Annotated in this window: 13 protein-coding genes; 7 read left to right on the top strand and 6 right to left on the bottom strand. The window is 63.3% G+C overall.

Features of this window, described 5'->3' with window-relative positions; all coding sequences use genetic code 11:
• Positions 1–1,083 (top strand): hypothetical protein (locus QOC89_RS02730; protein ID WP_323043616.1); only part of this gene is annotated, 1,083 nt, incomplete at its 5' end.
• A gap of 28 nt (positions 1,084–1,111) precedes the next feature.
• Here QOC89_RS02730 and QOC89_RS02725 read toward each other — a convergent pair.
• Together QOC89_RS02725 and QOC89_RS02720 are read right to left on the bottom strand one after the other, a co-directional pair.
• Entirely contained in the window at positions 1,112–3,736 is a 2,625-nt protein-coding gene (locus QOC89_RS02725) for an AAA family ATPase (protein ID WP_323043615.1), read from the bottom strand.
• The gene (locus QOC89_RS02720) at positions 3,733–4,875 is read right to left on the bottom strand and encodes a DNA repair exonuclease (protein WP_323043614.1); all 1,143 of its coding nucleotides are present in this window, start codon (positions 4,873–4,875) and stop codon (positions 3,733–3,735) included. The genes QOC89_RS02725 and QOC89_RS02720 overlap by 4 nt, the downstream gene beginning before the upstream one ends.
• A gap of 237 nt (positions 4,876–5,112) precedes the next feature.
• Between QOC89_RS02720 and QOC89_RS02715 the strand changes: the two genes are divergently transcribed.
• The 4 genes from QOC89_RS02715 (at position 5,113) to QOC89_RS02700 (ending at position 10,636) form a co-directional block, all read left to right on the top strand.
• Entirely contained in the window at positions 5,113–6,393 is a 1,281-nt protein-coding gene (locus QOC89_RS02715) for a DUF445 domain-containing protein (protein ID WP_323043613.1), read from the top strand.
• A 129-nt stretch (positions 6,394–6,522) separates the two neighbouring features.
• Positions 6,523–8,463: an AI-2E family transporter gene (locus QOC89_RS02710; protein ID WP_323043612.1), complete on the top strand. Its 1,941-nt coding sequence runs from the start codon at positions 6,523–6,525 to the stop codon at positions 8,461–8,463.
• Between the two features lie 243 nt (positions 8,464–8,706).
• A complete protein-coding gene (locus QOC89_RS02705; RefSeq protein WP_323043611.1) occupies positions 8,707–10,425 on the top strand; it encodes an FAD-dependent oxidoreductase in 1,719 nt (572 codons plus the stop codon).
• A 19-nt stretch (positions 10,426–10,444) separates the two neighbouring features.
• Complete coding sequence (locus QOC89_RS02700; protein ID WP_323043610.1) at positions 10,445–10,636, top strand: hypothetical protein; 192 nt, start codon at positions 10,445–10,447, stop codon at positions 10,634–10,636.
• A 10-nt stretch (positions 10,637–10,646) separates the two neighbouring features.
• Here the strand turns inward: QOC89_RS02700 and QOC89_RS02695 are convergent, their stop codons facing one another.
• From QOC89_RS02695 to QOC89_RS02685, 3 genes are all read right to left on the bottom strand, one after another.
• The gene (locus tag QOC89_RS02695; protein WP_323043609.1) at positions 10,647–11,630 is read right to left on the bottom strand and encodes a 2-dehydropantoate 2-reductase; all 984 of its coding nucleotides are present in this window, start codon (positions 11,628–11,630) and stop codon (positions 10,647–10,649) included.
• A gap of 28 nt (positions 11,631–11,658) precedes the next feature.
• Positions 11,659–12,450: a class II aldolase/adducin family protein gene (locus tag QOC89_RS02690; RefSeq protein ID WP_323043608.1), complete on the bottom strand. Its 792-nt coding sequence runs from the start codon at positions 12,448–12,450 to the stop codon at positions 11,659–11,661.
• Between the two features lie 71 nt (positions 12,451–12,521).
• On the bottom strand, positions 12,522–13,721 hold the full coding sequence (locus tag QOC89_RS02685; RefSeq protein ID WP_323043607.1) for an amino acid aminotransferase: 1,200 nt from the start codon (positions 13,719–13,721) through the stop codon (positions 12,522–12,524).
• A gap of 231 nt (positions 13,722–13,952) precedes the next feature.
• Here QOC89_RS02685 and QOC89_RS02680 point away from each other — a divergent pair, with 231 nt between their 5' ends.
• Positions 13,953–14,921 carry a LysR family transcriptional regulator gene (locus QOC89_RS02680; RefSeq protein WP_323043606.1) on the top strand — a complete coding sequence of 323 codons (969 nt, stop codon included), beginning with the start codon at positions 13,953–13,955 and terminating at the stop codon, positions 14,919–14,921.
• Here QOC89_RS02680 and QOC89_RS02675 read toward each other — a convergent pair.
• On the bottom strand, positions 14,895–15,716 hold the full coding sequence (locus tag QOC89_RS02675; protein WP_323043605.1) for a helix-turn-helix transcriptional regulator: 822 nt from the start codon (positions 15,714–15,716) through the stop codon (positions 14,895–14,897). The two genes, QOC89_RS02680 and QOC89_RS02675, sit on opposite strands and share 27 nt — an antisense overlap.
• A gap of 64 nt (positions 15,717–15,780) precedes the next feature.
• Here QOC89_RS02675 and QOC89_RS02670 point away from each other — a divergent pair, with 64 nt between their 5' ends.
• The gene (locus tag QOC89_RS02670; protein ID WP_323043604.1) at positions 15,781–15,981 is read left to right on the top strand and encodes a hypothetical protein; all 201 of its coding nucleotides are present in this window, start codon (positions 15,781–15,783) and stop codon (positions 15,979–15,981) included.
• Positions 15,982–17,030: the final 1,049 nt, after the last annotated feature.

Genomic DNA, 17,030 nt, shown 5'->3' with positions numbered 1-17,030 from the left:
CTGACGCGCGAAAACGACTTCAACGCCGATGGCAGTCAGATCGACCGCGTCATCAACAGCGACGGCACGCAAAACTCGGTCGTCTTCGATGCCGCAGGTCACGAAACGGAATACGCCACCTTCAACGCCAACGGCGCCAAAACCCAAGACCTGTTCTACAACGCCACAACTGGACAGCTCACGCAAGAAAACGACTTCAACGCCGATGGCAGTCAGATCGACCGCGTCTACAACACCAACGGTATGCAGAGCGCAACGGTATTCAATGCGGGCGGTCATGAAACCGAGCAAGCCACCTTTGACGCGAGCGGCAAGATAAGCAAAGACCTCGTCTTCGATGGGAAAACGGGCGCTGAACTCCAGGAGACCGACTACAACGCGAACGGAAGTGGAGTCGCGCACATCTTCAATCCAGACGGCACGCAAAACGCCGCAGTCTTCGACCCATCGGGACACATCTCCGAGTACGCGACGTACGGAACGAACGGCAAGCTCGCCACCGATATCTTCTACGACGCCAACGGCCGCGCCACGCAATACAACGAGTACACGTCCAATCAAATCACGACCCACCAGTTCAACGCGGACAATACGCAAACGGCGACCGTCTACAACAGCGCAGGCCAGGAAACCGAATTCGCCAGGTTCGACACGAGCGGCCACAAAACCGATGACTATTTTTTCAACGGTTCGACCGGTCGGGAAACACAGTATGACTCGTACGGCAGCGATGGCAGCATGGTCGAACACCTGTTCAACAGCGACAACTCGCAGGACGCCATCATCTACGATGCATCGGGCCGTGAGACGCAGTACGACGCATTCAATAGCCAGGGGCAGTTGACCGGCTTCACCGACTTCACCTACACAGTCGGCGGCGGCTACGACGCGCTCGCCTACGGCCCGACCGGGTTCGAAACCGGCTGGTCAGATTACAACGGGGACGGCTCGTTAATATCGTCAAGCGGCGGCCAGTACAACTTCTCACTGGATGACGGTTACGGAGATGGAACAGGCGACTGGGACTTTAGCGCCCCGGTGTACGACGACGGTTACGCGTCGGATTTCGGCTTCTACTATTGATGCCGTTGTCAATCGCCAGCCGGGGTTCCTAAGCCGCCACCTTCAAATCCTCGATCGCCCGCTGCCTCACTCCCAGATCGTCCCAAAGCTCCGGATGGCACGTGAACACGAGGATCTGGTGCCGTGTGGCCGCATCGATCAGCGCGCGCTTGATCGCATCGCGCCGCGCCGCATCGGTGTGCACGGCGGCGTCGTCGAGCATCAGCAAGGTGGGGCGGCCCGAGGCTTTCAAAAGATCCGCATAGGCTAGCCGCGTCAGAATACCGAGCTGTTCCCGTGTACCAAAGCTCAACGCATCGAGCGTATCCGCACGGCCATAACGATCCAGCGTCGCGGGGCTCAGATCGTCGCCGAGCGCGATCGTCGACTGCGGGAAAATCCGCTTCAGGTAGTGTCCAAGCCGCTCGGTCAACGGCGCGCGCAACTGCGCCACCGCCGCATCGCGTTCGTCGACGAGCACTTCGTCCAGCAAGCTCAATGCACTCGCGCGCAAGCTGAGTTCGTCCTTGCGGCGCGTGGCCTGCTCGAGCGCCGCTTTGACCGCCGCAAGACGCTCGCCGAGGCCGGAGGCCCCCACCGTCTCGAGCTGGCTGCGCAACTGCGCGATCCGCACTTGCCGTTCATGCTGCTCGTTGCGCGCGAGTTCCGCCGACGCACGATAGCGCTTCGCCTCAGCCGCCGGATCGTCCAGACGCGCGGCTTCCAACTCGCGCTCGCGGCCCTCGAGCTGCTTCTTCAGCGCCTCGACCTGCACACGCTGCTCGACGATTTTCGTCTGCCACTGCGCGCGGTTGCGGCAGAACGCTGCGTCGCTTAACTGCGCCTGCTTGCGCTGCAACTGCGCGGCGAGCGATTCCGTCGTGGCCGTGGCGGTCGAGCGTTTCTCGGCGGCTTGCGCGAGGACTGTCCTCGCGGCGTCCAGCGCATCACGCGCGATCTCGGCGTTGCGGCGCGCCTCGTCGAGCGGGGGCGCAGCGGACACATCGGGCAAGGCCGCAAGCCGTCCATTGGCCGATTGCAATCGTGCATCCGCCGAAGCCAACGCTGCCCGCAGCGCGTCGATACCCTGCGGCGCGTGCACCTCAAGTATCTTCGCCTGACTTTTCTGCTGCGCGACCAGCGCCTTCCACTGCTCGTGTCTGGCCTCGGCCTCGCCCAGTGAAGCAACACCGAGTGTCTGCAACAACTGCGCATGCCGGGCTTCGAGCGACGCCAGTTCAGACAGCTGCGCGGACAGATCGGACACGCCCGGAATCACCCGCAATTCACCGAGCGCGCCAAGGCCGATCCGCTTCTCCTCGTCGAGCCGCAGCACACCCTCGCCGCTCACCTCCGTATCGCCGACCGTAATCGCGTCGTTCAAGCGGTACTCGATGCGCGTCATCGCCGCTTCGGTCCGCGCGCGCAGCACGGTCAACTCCGTATCGAGCGATTGGAGCCGCTTCAGTTGCGCCCCGTCGATTTCAACTGCGGCCGCCGCGCGCGTCGCTTGCAGTACGGCCTCATTCGCGTTGCCGGCGGCCTCGATCGACGCCTCCAGGCGCTCGCGCTCGGTGCGATGAAGTGCAATCTGACTCCGTAAATCGCCCGCGGTGACCGCAGCGTTCGCCAGTTCCTGCGCGCGGTTGGTATCGGCGTATACCTGTTCGAATTGCGCCACACGCGCCTGCGTCTGCGCATGTTCGTTCTGAACCGCCGACACATCGGCGCGCGCGGCATCGAGTTGCTGCCGCTCGCGAGCGACGGCCGCTTCCAGCTCCGTTGCGGCCTGTTCCTGCTGCACCGAGAGCGCCAGTTCCGCATCGCTCAATTTCAGCGACTGCGCGAGCCCCTGAAGACTGCGCTCGAGTTCCGCCGCGGCATCGGCGCGTTGTTGCGCCTCTACGGCCTTCTGCTCGTGAAGCTCCCAGGGACGCTTGCGCTGCGCGTCCTCGAAGGCGTCCTGCTGCGCGGCAAGGCGCGCGATATTCTCGTCGAACTGCTGACGCTGGTGCTCCAGATCGTCGCGTTCCACAATCAGCGCCGCCAGCCTCTGTTCGGCTTCGGCCAACGGCCCGGTCGACTTCTGCGTGCGCGCCGTGAGCAGTTGCCGAAGCTCGCGCTGTACCGCCGCGATCAGCGCATCCTCACCCGCCGATTCATGACCGCCCGACAGTTGCGACAACGCATCGCGCAGATACTGCGCCGCGTGCCCGGTGGAATCGCGCACTTCCTGCGTGCCGCCTTGTTGCACCCACAACAAACCGGGAACGCCCGCGTTTTCCGCCTTCAACGGCCCCCGCGCGGCACGCGAAAAGCCGAGCAGCACAGCAAGCCTGTCTTCCGCTTCATCCTCGCCGAACACCGTCTGGCCGATCTTCAGCTCGCAGCGCTGGCGCGTGACGAACTGCTTCGAGAGCCGGCACGCCGTGCCATCCAGATCGAACGTCACTTCAACCGATGGTTGTCCGCTCGCCTTGCCCCACGGCAACAGGTCTTTCAGATGCGAAGCCTTGTAGCGTTCGAGGAACACCGCCCGCACGGCTTCGGCAATCGTGCTCTTGCCGGCCTCGTTCGGTCCGGTGAACAGATTGAGCCCAGGCTGCAGATCGTCGATAACGAGCCTGCCGGTGAACTGCTTGAACTCCTGAATCGCGATGCTTTCCAGCTTCATGCGGACCTCGCTTCGCGCGGCAGTTCACGCTGAAAGCGCGCCAGCAGCAACAAGGCCTCCGCCGCGCGTTTGACCTGTTGCGGGTCGGCCTGCGGGTCCTCCTGCAGGCCGCGCAAGCGTGCAACCACCTTCGCCAGATAACCGCTTTGCGCGCCGAGTTCGGCGAGATCGTCGGCGGTGGGCAGCACTTGCAGGCCGCTCAGATCGACGCGCAGCGCACGCACCCGCGCGCGGGTTTCTTCCATCGCGACGTGAAGCGCTTGCGCCTCGGCCAGGGCGGTCGTGCCGCCGACGGTGACCCGCAGCACGTCGTGACTGCCTAATGCCGCGAGGCGCAGCTTGAGCGAGTCCACGTCGGTCGGCACCGAGATCGTTTCTTCCCAGCGATGCCATTGATATTTGCCGACTCGCACCGCTTCGACTAGCGGCGCGGCGCCTGGCTCAGTCAGCGTCACATCGAGCATAAAGCCGGGATCGTTGGCGCGGAACCGGTCCTGCTCGTGCGTGCCGGCATACCAGGTGCGCTCGTCGACACGCAGATGGCCGTGCCAGTCGCCCAGCGCGAGATAGTCCAGACGGGCGCTCGCGGCACGCGTCGGCGCGATCGGGTTCGACGAATCGATTCCCTCCTGCAGAATCCCGCTCACGCTGCCATGCGCGAGCCCGATGCGGTGATAGCCGGGCGGCGTCGGGGTGGTGTCGAAGAAGCCGGTTGTGTCGTCGTAGGTGATACGTTGCGTAAGCGGCGCGCAGAGCAATGCGGCCTTGCAGGCGTCGAGCGTCACGACGCCGGGTTCGCGCACCACTCTCACATTGGGCGCAATGCAGTTCAGCCGCTGCGCGCGGGTCCACACGCTCTCGACCAGCGCGGCGTCGTGATTGCCGGGCAGCATGATCCACGGGCCCGCGAAGGCTTGCAGCGCGCCGAACAAGCGGCGGATCACCGTGTCCGATACGGTCTGCAGGTCGAATACGTCGCCCGCGACCAGCACGGCGTCGACCTGGCGCGCCGCCGCTTCCTCGGCGATCCGGCGCACGGTTTCAAAGCGTGCTTCCGCGAGATGCGCGGCTTCGTCCGGCTCGAACTGGCCGAATTGCGTGCCGATCTGCCAATCCGCAGTGTGCAGAAACCTGATCAATGTGCCTCCATTCCGTTCAATTGCATCGTCTTTCAGCGCGCATGCAGCGCTCGTTCAAGCATTGCCACGCAGTCTAACCGCAGATGTTACCGCGCCGGCGGATCAAGGAATGGCCAAAGCCGGACCCCATGCCGGAACAGCGGCGCTACACTCGCGTTTCTGGACAAGCATGCCAAGCGTGCCGCACGTTTCGCACCGCACATTTCAATCGACCTGAACTCCGCCACCCTGCTGCCGATGAACAAAGAAACCGAACTGAAGCAAGCCAAGCGCACACCGTTGCTGCTGTTGGCGGCGGCCGCCTGCGTTTTCGTGGTGACTGCCTTCATGCCGCGCGGCATCTGGGTGGACGGCATCAAGGCGGTGGCCGAGGCCGCCATGGTCGGCGCGCTCGCCGACTGGTTCGCCGTGGTCGCGCTGTTTCGCCGCGTGCCGATCCCCATTGTCTCCGCGCACACCGCGATCATTCCGAAGAACAAGCACAAGATCGCCGACAACCTCGCGGTGTTCGTGCAGGACAAGTTTCTGGACGTACCGTCGCTGGTCGGCCTGATCCAGAAGCACGACCCGGCCCAAAGCATCACCGCGTGGCTGACCACGCCGGCCAACACCGCGCGTCTGGGCGACTATGTCGTCAAGCTGACGGGCGGCATTCTCGAACTGACCGATGACGTGCGCATCCAGGTCTTCATTAAAAACGCACTACGCGACGTGCTGGCCAAAGTCGATCTGTCGCAGTCCATGGGCGCGATTCTCGATACGCTCACCAAAGACGGCCGTCACCAGGAACTGCTCGACGCCGGCATCGAACAGGTCGTCGCCCTGTTGCGCGAACCGCAGGCGCGCGAGTTTATCGCGGAGCGCATCGTCGAGTGGGTGAAGAGCGAATATCCGAAGATGGAAAAAATCCTGCCGTCGGCGTGGCTCGGCGAAAAAGGCGCCGAGGCGATCGCCAAGGCAGTGAACCGGATGCTCGAACAGATCAGCGAGAATCCCACCCATCAACTGCGTCAGAAATTCGACGAGGCGGCGCAGAAGCTGATCGGCAAACTCAAAAGCGATCCGGCGTTCCTGCAAAAAGGCGAGGAACTGAAGCGCTATCTGGTGGAAGGCGACGCGCTCAGCTCGTATGTGAAGGACATGTGGGGCGAATTACGCGCCTGGCTCAAGCGCGATCTGCAAAGCAGCGAATCGGCGCTGCACGCCAGAGTGATGGCGATGGGCCAGTGGGTGGGCCGCGAACTGGCGCACGACCCCGCGCTGCGTCAGTCGTTGAACGACCATCTGGAAGAAGCGGCGCGCGCCATGGCACCGGATTTCGCCCAGTTCCTCACGCGCCACATCAGCGATACAGTGAAGAACTGGGACGCGCGCGACATGTCACGGCAAATCGAGCTGAACATCGGCAAGGATCTGCAGTACATCCGCATCAACGGCACGCTCGTGGGCGGCTTTATCGGCTTGCTGCTGTATGCGAGTTCGCAGCTGTTCGAGCTGCTGCGTTTGCACATGGGCTAAGGGGCCGGTTCGCCGGGCGTCAAAGCGCCTACAATCCAGGCATATGACTTGCTAAGGCGCTAGTCTCAGCCGTGGTTCATCCGCGCGCCCCTCACCGAAGCGACAGCGTCAACCTCGAGAAGTGTGCTCATGAAAATATCGTTACCGCCGCATGGACGGCCGAACCGCGTATACCCGCCAGGCACGCCCAGCCTGCACGGCCTGGCGTCGGTGATTACCGGCGTGGTGGTGGTGTGCGGGCTGTACTTCGGCCGCGCGGTGTTGATCCCGATCACGCTCTCCGTGCTGCTCAGCTTTTTGCTCGCGCCGCTGGTCCAGGCACTGCGGCGCCTGCACATGGGTCAATTGCCGTCGATCTTTATCGCGGTGCTGTTCGCCCTCGCCACCTTGCTGGCCGTGGGTGGCTTGATCGGGGCGCAACTGGTGCAACTGGCAGGCGATCTGCCGCAGTATCAGGTGGCGATCGAGCAAAAGATCGAGACCGTGCAGGAGAAAACCGTCGGCCGGGCCGATTCGCTGATGAGCCGCGCCGCCGCCACGCTGCAGCGGGTCGCGCCGAGCAAGCCGAACCCGCCGCGCCCCACCGGACGCGCGGCGCGCAACGCGCCCGCGGTGCCGCAGCCCGTCGAAGTCCACGAGCCTTCGCCCACGCCGATGCAACTTGCGCAGCGCGCGCTATCACCCGCGATTGCGCCGATCGAGACCACCTTCATCGTGCTGGTCGTGACGATCTTCATCTTGCTGCAGCGTGAGGATCTGCGCGACCGTTTGATCAGTCTTTTCGGTTCGCGCGATCTGCACCGCACGACCACCGCAATCAACGACGCCGCCGTGCGGCTGAGCCGCTATTTCGTCGCGCAACTCGGCGTGAATCTCAGCGCGGGCGGCATCATCGCGATTGGTCTGGCGATCATCGGCGTGCCGGGGGCGCTGCTGTTCGGCGTGATTGCCGCGTTGCTGCGCTTCGTGCCGTACATCGGCATCTGGATCGCCGCCATTCTTGCCGTGTTTCTCGCCGCCGCCATCCAGCCTCAATGGACCATGGCGGTCTATACGCTGATCCTGTTTATCGTCGTCGATGTGGTGGCCGGGCAGATCGCCGAGCCGCTGCTGTACGGGCATCGCTCGGGTCTGTCGCCGCTCGCGGTGGTGGTGGCGGCGATTTTCTGGAGCTGGCTGTGGGGGCCGATCGGGCTCGTGCTCTCCACGCCGCTCACGCTGTGCGTCGTCACGCTGGGACGCTATGCCGATCGTCTGAACTTTCTCACCGTGCTGCTGGGCGATCAGCCCGCCCTCACGCCCGCGCAGAACTTCTATCAACGGCTTCTGGCGGACGATCCGCACGAAGCCATCGTGCAGGCCGAGCGCCTGCTGCGCGAGATGTCGCTGATCGATTACTACGACAAGGTCGCGCTGGAAGGCCTCAAGCTCGCGCGCAACGATGCGATGCGCGGCGTATTGATGCCCGACCAGCTGGCGCGGATCAACGACGCGCTGGTCGATATCGTCGAAAACCTGGAAATCGCCGACGGGCTCCCGGACCGGCTCTCCCGCACCGACTCGGCCGACGCCGCCGAGGCGCTGCTGGCTTCGGCTTCAGCCGACCTTTCCGAGCGGCATGAGAGCGACGTGCCGGTACGCCATGAGACCGACAGGACGTCGGTGCTGTGCGTGCCCGGACGGGGCGCATTCGACGAAGTCACCACCGCGATCGCCGTGCAATTGCTTGGGCGCCAGGGGCTCGCACCGATGATGGCGACGCACTCCGGTTATCGCAGCGCGCGTGCCGACGAACCGAGCTTCAAGGACGCGCCGATCATCTGCATCATCTCGCTCGACGCGCCGGACTCGCCGCCGTATCTGCGCAATATGCTGCGGCGCACGCGGGAATGGCGGCCCAGGGCGACCCTGGTGGTGGGCGTGGGCGGCGCACCGGAGGGCGCTGCGGAGATGGGCGCGACCGGTGCTTCGCATACGGCGCCGACGTTCCGCGCGATGATCGAGGAGTGCCAGCTGGGCGCAAGCTTGCAGCACGCGCGGCAGCCTTCGCATGCGGCTGGGGCTGATTGAGGGCTGGGCTGGTTTTGCGGCGGCCCGCGGCGTGGGTCTTGGGCCGTGAGCCCTGGGCGGTGAGCCGTGAGCCGAGTGCCAGCTGCCCCGGCGCACACTCCAACGTCCCGGGTCATGTACCCAAAATGAGGACAGCCGCGCGCCATCCCTCCTCCATACTTCAGCCATCGATTCGCACCGCCTCCAGAGCGCACTCAGGCCGCGGCGGGCAATCCATGGGCATCGAAGATCCAGGAGACACGCATGAGCCGCAGCTTCAAACCTTATCCGTTCACGCCTCGTCACTATGCGGGCGTGGTGCCGCCGCTGATCGACGGCCACGACCCGGTGCGGCGCGCGGTCGCCATTGTCGGCGGCGGCCCGGTCGGCATGACGCTGGCGCTCGCGCTGGCTCGCCAGGGCGTGCGCTCGGTGCTGATCGAGGCCGACGACGGCGTCTGCACCGGCAGCCGCGCGATCTGCATTTCCCGGCGCAGCCTGGAGATTTTCAAACGCCTCGGCGCCGTGCACGGCTTCCTGCAAAAGGGCTTGCCATGGACGGGCGGCCGCAGTTTCTATCGCGACGCCGAAGTGTTCCGCTTCACGATGCATCAGGACGACGAGCAATCGCTGCCGCCGATGATCAACATCGCGCAATACCAGATCGAACAGCTCCTGCTCGACGAAGTGGAACAGCACGCCGATCTGATCGAGATCCGCTGGCAAACCCGCGTGACCGGCATCGAACAACATGCCGGGCATGATGCCGCCGGTGCCACGCTGGACCTGCGCACCGGCGACACCGCGTGGACCATGCACGCGGACTGGGTCGTCGCATGCGACGGCGGCCGCAGCACGATTCGCGAGGCGCTCGGCCTCAAACTCACCGGCACCACGTACGAAGGCCGCTACGTGATCGTCGACATCGAACTGAAGAGCGAGCGCGCCACCGAGCGTCTCGCCTATTTCGATCCGCCCTCCAATCCCGGCTCGACAGTACTGGTGCACAAGCAGCCCGACAACGTCTGGCGCATCGACTACCAGCTTCGCGACGACGAAGACCAGGAGGCCGCAATCCAGCCAGACAACGTGATGCCGCGCGTGCAGAGCGTGCTCGACTCGATGGGTGAAACAGGCGAATGGTCGCCGATCTGGATTACCGTCTACAAGGCCAACGCATTGACGCTCGAGCGCTATCGCCACGGCTCGGTGCTGTTCGCGGGCGACGCCGCGCATCTCGTGCCGATTTTCGGCGTGCGCGGCGCGAATTCCGGCATCGACGACGCCGACAATCTCGGCTGGAAACTCGCTTGCGTGGTCAACGGCATTGCATCGGAGCGCCTGCTCGACAGCTACAGCGACGAACGCGTTTTCGCCGCGCGTGAAAACCTGAGCTACGGAATGAAGAGCACGGAATTCATGGCGCCGCCCTCGTTCGCATTCGATCTGATGCGCAAGGCCGTGTTAGGGCTTGCCGAGCGTCACCCCGCCGTGCGGCCGCTGATCAATCCGCGGCAGACGCATGCGATTGCGTATGCGAAGTCGCCGCTCAACTGGATCGCAGCGGTGGCGTCGGGCACGTTCGCCAAAGGTCCGGCGCCAGGCACGGTACTGCCCGAGTGCCGCCTGCAACGGTTTTGCGAGGGAGCTGCCGTCGACATCCATCTCACCGATCTGCTTGGGCCCTGCTTCACGGCGCTACGTTTCGGCGCGGACACGGCGCAAGACGACGCATGGCAGCAATTGCACCACGCGCTTGGCGAACACAGCATTCCGTTCACAGCAGTCACGCTGATCACCGGCGATGCGCCGCGCCCTGCCAGCGCGCATGTGGTCGATCCGGCGGGCCGCTTGCATGAGATGCTCGACGCGGCGCCGGGCACCGTCTATCTGATCCGGCCGGATGGACACGTGCTCGCCCGCTGGCGTATAGGCAGCGCGGCAAATGTGCAAAGCGCCGTGACGGCCAGTCTGACGAATTGACGCAAGAGGAGCCCACACCATGACCGATAGCGAACTCGACCTCGTCTACACGACGCTCTGCAAGACACTGACCGCTGAAGGCGAAGCGCAAGCGCCCATGTATCTCGCACGCCTTGCGCTGCTTTCGATGACGGAGATCGGCGACCCGCAGCGGGCGTTGTCGTTGATCGAGGCGGCGAGGCTGCCGGCCCCGGCCGCCGTGACTGCGTAACGCGCAAGCTTCACTGCCGCGGGTACAACCCCAACGTGCTCGCATGCAGACGTGCGAGGCCGAGCAACGCGTCCGTATAGGGCGTCGGCACATCGGTAAGCTGGCCCAGCTCACGCACGGCGGCGACCAGCGCGTCGAGTTCCACCGGCTTGCCCGCTTGCACGTCTTGCAGCATTGAGGTTTTCATCGCGCCGAGTTTGAGTGTGACCTCATGGCGATCGTCGGGCGCCTGTTCGATTGGAATACCGAAACGCGCACCGATTTCCTTCGCCTCCAGCATGATGCTCGTCACGAAGTTACGCACCAGTGGGTCGCTGAGGATCCGGTCGGTGGTCGCGCCGGTGATGGCGCTGACGGGATTCATCGTCATGTTGCCCCACAGCTTGTACCAGACGTCGCGCTGGATCTGCTCGGACACCGATGCGTTGAAGGCCGCCGCCGCGAACGTGGCGGTGAGCGCGTTGACGCGTTCGCTCGGCTGCCCGGACGCCTCGCCGATGATCAACCCGTTGCCCTGGTGATGCTTGATGACGCCCGGCGCTTCGACCAGACAGCTCGCATGCACCACGCAACCCACCGTCTGCGCGGTCGGAATCGCGGCGGCGATCGCGCCTTCAGGATCGATCGACTTCAAACGCTGGCCCGCAAAATCACGGCCGAGCCCGTCGCAGAACCACCATGGCACACCGTTCATGGCGGTCAGCACGATGGTCCGCGGGTTCAGCAGCGGCGCGATACGCGCGGCCACCGACGCCATGGCCGGCCCCTTGACCGCCACCACCACGAGGTCCTGCACGCCGAGCTGCGCCGGCTGTTCGCTCGCGTTCACGCTGGCGGTGTGCGTCACGCCGCCTTCGATCAAACGTAAGCCGTGCTGCCGCAACGCATCGAGCGTGGCGCCGCGTGCCACCACGCTTATCCCGTGACCGGCCTGCGCAAGCTTCACGCCTATCCAGCCGCCGATCGCGCCTGCACCGTAGATTGCTACTTTCATCGATTCAATCCTTGCATGGGTTCCCGCGTTAATCCTTGTAGCTCGCGTCGATGCGATCCACGCGCCGCACCAACGCATCGAACACATCCTGTCCCGCACCGTGGCGCGGATCGAACTGCAACGAGTCGCGCGAGCAACGGATCGCCACCTCTTCCGGCACCGGCCGCGCGCGGCCCATTGAGAACGTGGCCATCTGGATTTCGCACGCGCGGTTGAGCGTCCACAAGATTGCGAAAGTCTGCGGCAACGTGTGGCCCCATGCAAGCAGACCGTGGTTGCGCAAGATCACCGCCTGCCGGTTGCCGATATGTTCGAGCAGACGCGGCCCTTCTTGCGCATGCACCGTGATGCCTTCGAAGTCGTGATACGCGATGCGATCGTGCAACTGCGCGCTATAGAAGTTGGTTTGCTCCAGACCGTTTTCGAGGCAGGCCACCGCGACGCCGGCCGTGGTGTGCGTGTGCATCACGCAGTGCGCGTCGGCGAGGCCTTCGTGAATCGCGGCATGCACGACGAAACCCGCGGGATTCACCGGATACGGCGAGTTGTCGAGCACGCGCCCTTGCGCGTCGATCTTCACGAGATTGCTCGCCGTCACTTCACTGTAGTGCAGCCCGAACGGATTGATCAGGAAGTGCCGCTCGCCGCCGCACACGCTCGCCGGCACGCGCAACGTGATGTGGTTGTAGATCATCTCGGTCCAGCCCAGCATGTCGAAGATGCGATAGGCCGCGGCGAGCTGCACGCGCGCCTGCCATTCGTCGGGATGCATCGCGACGGATTTCGGCGGACTTGCCGGTTGCTGTTCAAGTGTCGTCATCAGGGTCTCCATTGTTATAGTTCGCTGCCTGGGTTAGGTTCGTTATCGTCTGGTGATGGTGAACATCCGCGTTATACGCTTCCGACCACCGCCGCGATCGACGAAGCCACATAGCCGGCGTTGCGTGCATTCAATCCGGCGACGCACATACGTCCCGAACGCAGCACGTACACGGCGTATTCGCTGCGCAAACGCTCGACCTGGGCTTCGCTCAAGCCTGTGTACGTGAACATGCCGCGCTGCGCGACGTAACGCGCGCGCATCACTTCATCGACGCGGCCGGCAAGGCCTGCGTGAATCGTGCCGCGCATGGCGAGAATCCGTTCGCGCATGGTGGCGAGTTCCGCCTCCCATGAGGCACGCAGCGACGTGTCCGACAGCACGTTGGCCACGAGGCGCGCGCCATGCGTGGGCGGATTGCTGTAGTTGGCGCGCACCGTCGACATCAATTGACCGAGCACGCGCGCCGCCTCTTCCTTACTCTTGCACACCACGCTCAACGCACCGCAGCGCTCGCCGTACAGCGAGAAATTCTTCGAAAACGAATTGGCGGCGATCAACGGCACACCCGCATCGGCAAGCAGGCGCACGCAGGCGGCGTCTTCTTCCAGACCCGCGCCGAAACCTTGATAGGCCATGTCGACAAAAGCGATCAGTTTGCGGCGCTGCAATACCGGCACGAGTTCGGCCCATTGCGCCGGGCTTGGATCGACGCCGGTGGGATTGTGGCAGCACGCGTGCAGCAGCACGATGCTGTGTTCCGGCAAACGGCCGATCGTTTCGATCATGTCGGCGAAACGCAGGCCGCCGGTGAGTTCGTCGTAGTACGGATAGGTGTTGACCGTGAGGCCCGCGCCTTCGAACACCACGCGATGGTTTTCCCAGCTCGGATCGCTGATCCAGATCTGCGAGCCCGGGAAATAGCGCTTCAGAAAATCCGCGCCGACTTTCAGCGCGCCCGAGCCGCCGATGGTCTGCAAGGTCGCGATCCGCCCCGCTGCCCGCGCTTCGTGGGCAGCGCCGAATACCAGCGCCTGGGCCGCTTCGCGATAGAGCGGCAGCCCCGCCATCGGCAGGTAGGAGCGCGGGCCGATCGAGTCGAGCAACGCGGTTTCGGCGCGGCGTACCGCGTCCATCACGGGCAGCTTGCCGGCGTCGTCGAAATAGATGCCGATGCTCAGATTGACCTTGTGGGCCCGCGGATCGAGCTGGAAATCCTCGTTCAGGCTCAGGATCGGGTCGCCGGGGTAGGCGGGAATGTGGTCGAACATGGCGATTCCTTGCGTGGAGCCCGGCATGGGGCTGGATAGTGGCCGGCGTGCGCCCGGCATACGGACTGTTGCAGGTCTGCGCGCTCGAGGCTTGCATGAGCCGCGTGGGCGAGACGGAAGTCTAAGCGGGTTTCTGCCTTCGCGTCGATGAGGACGAGTGTCGGCCACTGGCGCGCCACTTACTATCAATCGATTTTTCACGATTAGTAAGTTTTTCTTTAGAATCGCCAGATGCCACTCACACGCGTCACCATCCGTCAGTTCGAAGCCTTTCTCGCGATCGTCGATCTGCACAGTATCGGCGCGGCGGCGGAACGGCTCGGGCTGACTTCGTCGGCGGTCAGCCAGTTGCTGGCCGAACTGGAAACGGAACTGGGCTTTCGGCTCTTCGACCGGACCACGCGGCGCGTCAATCTGTCGAGTGCGGGGCAGGATTTTCTGTCATCGGCGGAATCCGTGCTGCGCTATGTGCGCGCCGCCGCCCAATCCGCCGACGACATTCGCAATCGCGCGGCCGGCATCGTGCGAGTCGGCGCGCCGCTGGTGCTCGCGGCGACCGCACTGCCGGCGGCGATCGCCGAATATGCGCGCGACAAACCGAAGGTCGTGGTGCGCATCGTCGACACCGTGGTCGAACAACTGGTGGAGCGCGTGGAAAGCGGCGACGTGGATCTCGCGATCGGTCCGGATCGTCAGAGCGGCACACGGGTGCGTTGCGATCCCGCGTTCGCGAGCCCGTGGGTGATGTGGTGTGCGCCGACGCATCCGTTGAACGCGCGGCGCCGGGTGCAGTGGCAGCATGTGCGCGACGTGCCGATCGTTGCCACTGGCCGCGATCACGAGCGCGCGGTGGAGCAGATGCTGGCTAATCTGCCGGTGGAGGCGCGCATCATTCCGGTGGACGTAGTGGACAATGTGACAACGGCGTTCGGCGTGGCATCACAGGGGCTTGCCGTGACGCTCGCGCCTGCCTATGTGGCGCCGCTCGCGCGGACTTTCGGGCTGGTGATGAAGCGGATCGTCGACCCTGAGACGATCCGCGAAGTTTGCGTGTATCGCTCGACCGAGCGTGCGCTGTCGCCGCCCGCGGATGGCTTTGCGGAATTCATCATGCCGTGGCTGAAGCGCTGGGACAGGGAGACGCAAGCCGATGGGCGAACGAAGCGAGCCGAATCAAGATTGCTCAGGCAGCAGACATAGCGCGAACAACTGGCGCTGACTGGAGATACCCAGGCGTGCGTAAGCGCGCTTCTGATAGGTAATCACGCTGGAGGCCTTGACACCCATCTGATCGGCGATCTCGGCGGCGTTGGCGCCTTCGAGCGTGCCGCGCAGCACATCGGTCTCGCGCGGCGTAAGGGCCGGACAGGCGCGTCTGACGCGTGCCAGCATTGCGGCTGCCGTGCCTTGCTGATGCTGCCCGTTGATGGCGTAATGGGATTTCGCGGCGTGCGCGAACAGATGCGCCATGTTCTCCACGTGTTCGAGTTCGCGTGGCTGAAACATGCCATTGGCGCTGTCGCGATACAGATTGATCGACAGCCAGACGCTTTGCATGGGTTGCAGAAGCAACGATAGCCGGTCGGAGACATTGGGCTGCGCGTAGCATGCGGCGCGGTAGGCTTCGTTCTCGATTTCTTCGCTGTGCTGCTGGTGCAGGACCAATGCCTGGTGAAGCTGTTTCGCCTGCGGGCGGCCGATGATGGCGCGGTTGCCGTCTAGCGCATGGAAGTGGGTGGCGTAGCGTTGGGCGACATCACGGAGAAAGCGGCCGCCGCGATGGTCGGCGGCGGAGACGGTGCGCGGCCGCGCGTCGAATTCGTAGGCGAAGATGGTGCACTGTGAGATGGGGAGTGCGTCGCCGACGGTTTTCAGAATGCTTGCAGCGAGTGCGTCCGGGTCGGCATGTGAGATGGACATGACGAGGTCGGTAACACGTGAGGTGTTGATTTGCCCGCTGCGGGGCGGCTTGGTTGGGATGCGCCAGGAACGCATGACAAGGGCGGCGGGGGCGCCGCCGGGGTTTGGGTTTTGGATTTGGGTAGCGTAGCACAGTGGGGTGTTTTTGCCGGGGGCCGCGAGGGTTCTTGCCGCAGCTGCGTTGGCGGTGCTTTTTTTTGAGTTGGTTGTCGGAGCGGCGCTTGTTTGTCTGTTTGCCTACGGCGCTGGAATTCTTTTGAACTGGCTGTTTGGAATTTGTTTAATTGATTTTGGCTTTTCCTTGATTTGTTTAATTGATTTTGGCCTTTCCTTGAATTGATATTGGTCTATTAGTGTTGCCCCTGTGCGGGGCGGCACTTACTTTCTTTGCCGCGGCAAAGAAAGATAAGCAAAGAAAGCCGCTCACACCGCCAGCTCATAAGCGGGTCCCTCGCACAGCCGAGGTAGTGGTCCATCTGGAATCCGTGCCCCCGCCCATTCAACGTGAGTGACAAGGCAGTCTTACTTCCGGCGACGCTACGCGCGCCGAAGCGCATTTCTTAAAACCAACTGCCGCGTTTCCCGCCGACGCCCCATTCACGCTTATCAATTTGTTCGGCTCATTCAGGCAATTCGGCTCATTCGGCTCATTCGGCTCATTCGGCTTATTCGGTTTATTCGGCTTGTTCGGCTTATTTAGGTCATTCAGGTCATTCAGGTCATTCAGGCGATTCAGGCGATTCAGGCAATTCAGGCAATTCAGGCAATTCGATTCCCGATTCCTTGTTGGTTCACTCGGCATTTCGCCGAGGCGAAGCCGATGGCTCCCACCTCGTTCAGACAAGACCACTGGTTTGCATGCTCCCCCTTCCGGCGAGCACGCAGTGCGAGGCGGGAAGTATGAGTGCTTTGTCACACGCGCCGAATGTGCGAGGACACAGATTCCAGATGCGCCACTACCGTGACTGTGCGGGGGACCCGCTTATGAGCTAGCGGGGTGAGCGGCTTTCTTTGCTTATCTTTCTTTGCCGCGGCAAAGAAAGTAAGTGCCGCCCCGCACAGGGGCAACACTAATAGACCAATATCAATTCAAGGAAAGGCCAAAATCAATCAAAAGCCAAAGAGCCAATTCAAGGAAAGGCCAAAATCAATCAAAAGCCAAAGAGCCAGTTCAAGGAAAGGCCAAAATAAATCAAAAGCCAAAGAGCCAGTTCAAGGAAGCGAAAAATCAATCAAATACCAAAGAACCAGTTCAAGGAAAGGGCCAACGCCGTAGGCAAACAGATCAACGACCCCCAACGCCGTAGGCAAAAAACCTTACCTTCCAGTAAAAGACCCCCTCACCAACGTCACCATCCTCGGCAATTCAATAACAAAAACCGTACCCAC

The sequence above is a fragment of the Paraburkholderia sp. genome, from assembly GCF_034668105.1.
Taxonomy (GTDB): Bacteria; Pseudomonadota; Gammaproteobacteria; order Burkholderiales; family Burkholderiaceae; genus Paraburkholderia.
The sequence above is the reverse complement of the archived record's forward strand: the minus strand, read 5'-3'. Positions and strand labels throughout refer to the sequence as shown.

Bases quoted from the DNA above. Each gene is read 5' to 3' on its own strand.
- QOC89_RS02700 (WP_323043610.1), top strand. From the start codon at position 10,445: ATGACCGATAGCGAACTCGACCTCGTCTACACGACGCTCTGCAAGACA.
- QOC89_RS02725 (WP_323043615.1), bottom strand. From the start codon at position 3,736: ATGAAGCTGGAAAGCATCGCGATTCAGGAGTTCAAGCAGTTCACCGGC.
- QOC89_RS02675 (WP_323043605.1), bottom strand. From the start codon at position 15,716: ATGCGTTCCTGGCGCATCCCAACCAAGCCGCCCCGCAGCGGGCAAATC.
- QOC89_RS02705 (WP_323043611.1), top strand. From the start codon at position 8,707: ATGAGCCGCAGCTTCAAACCTTATCCGTTCACGCCTCGTCACTATGCG.
- QOC89_RS02715 (WP_323043613.1), top strand. From the start codon at position 5,113: ATGAACAAAGAAACCGAACTGAAGCAAGCCAAGCGCACACCGTTGCTG.
- QOC89_RS02685 (WP_323043607.1), bottom strand. From the start codon at position 13,721: ATGTTCGACCACATTCCCGCCTACCCCGGCGACCCGATCCTGAGCCTG.
- QOC89_RS02680 (WP_323043606.1), top strand. From the start codon at position 13,953: ATGCCACTCACACGCGTCACCATCCGTCAGTTCGAAGCCTTTCTCGCG.
- QOC89_RS02695 (WP_323043609.1), bottom strand. From the start codon at position 11,630: ATGAAAGTAGCAATCTACGGTGCAGGCGCGATCGGCGGCTGGATAGGC.
- QOC89_RS02710 (WP_323043612.1), top strand. From the start codon at position 6,523: ATGAAAATATCGTTACCGCCGCATGGACGGCCGAACCGCGTATACCCG.
- QOC89_RS02690 (WP_323043608.1), bottom strand. From the start codon at position 12,450: ATGACGACACTTGAACAGCAACCGGCAAGTCCGCCGAAATCCGTCGCG.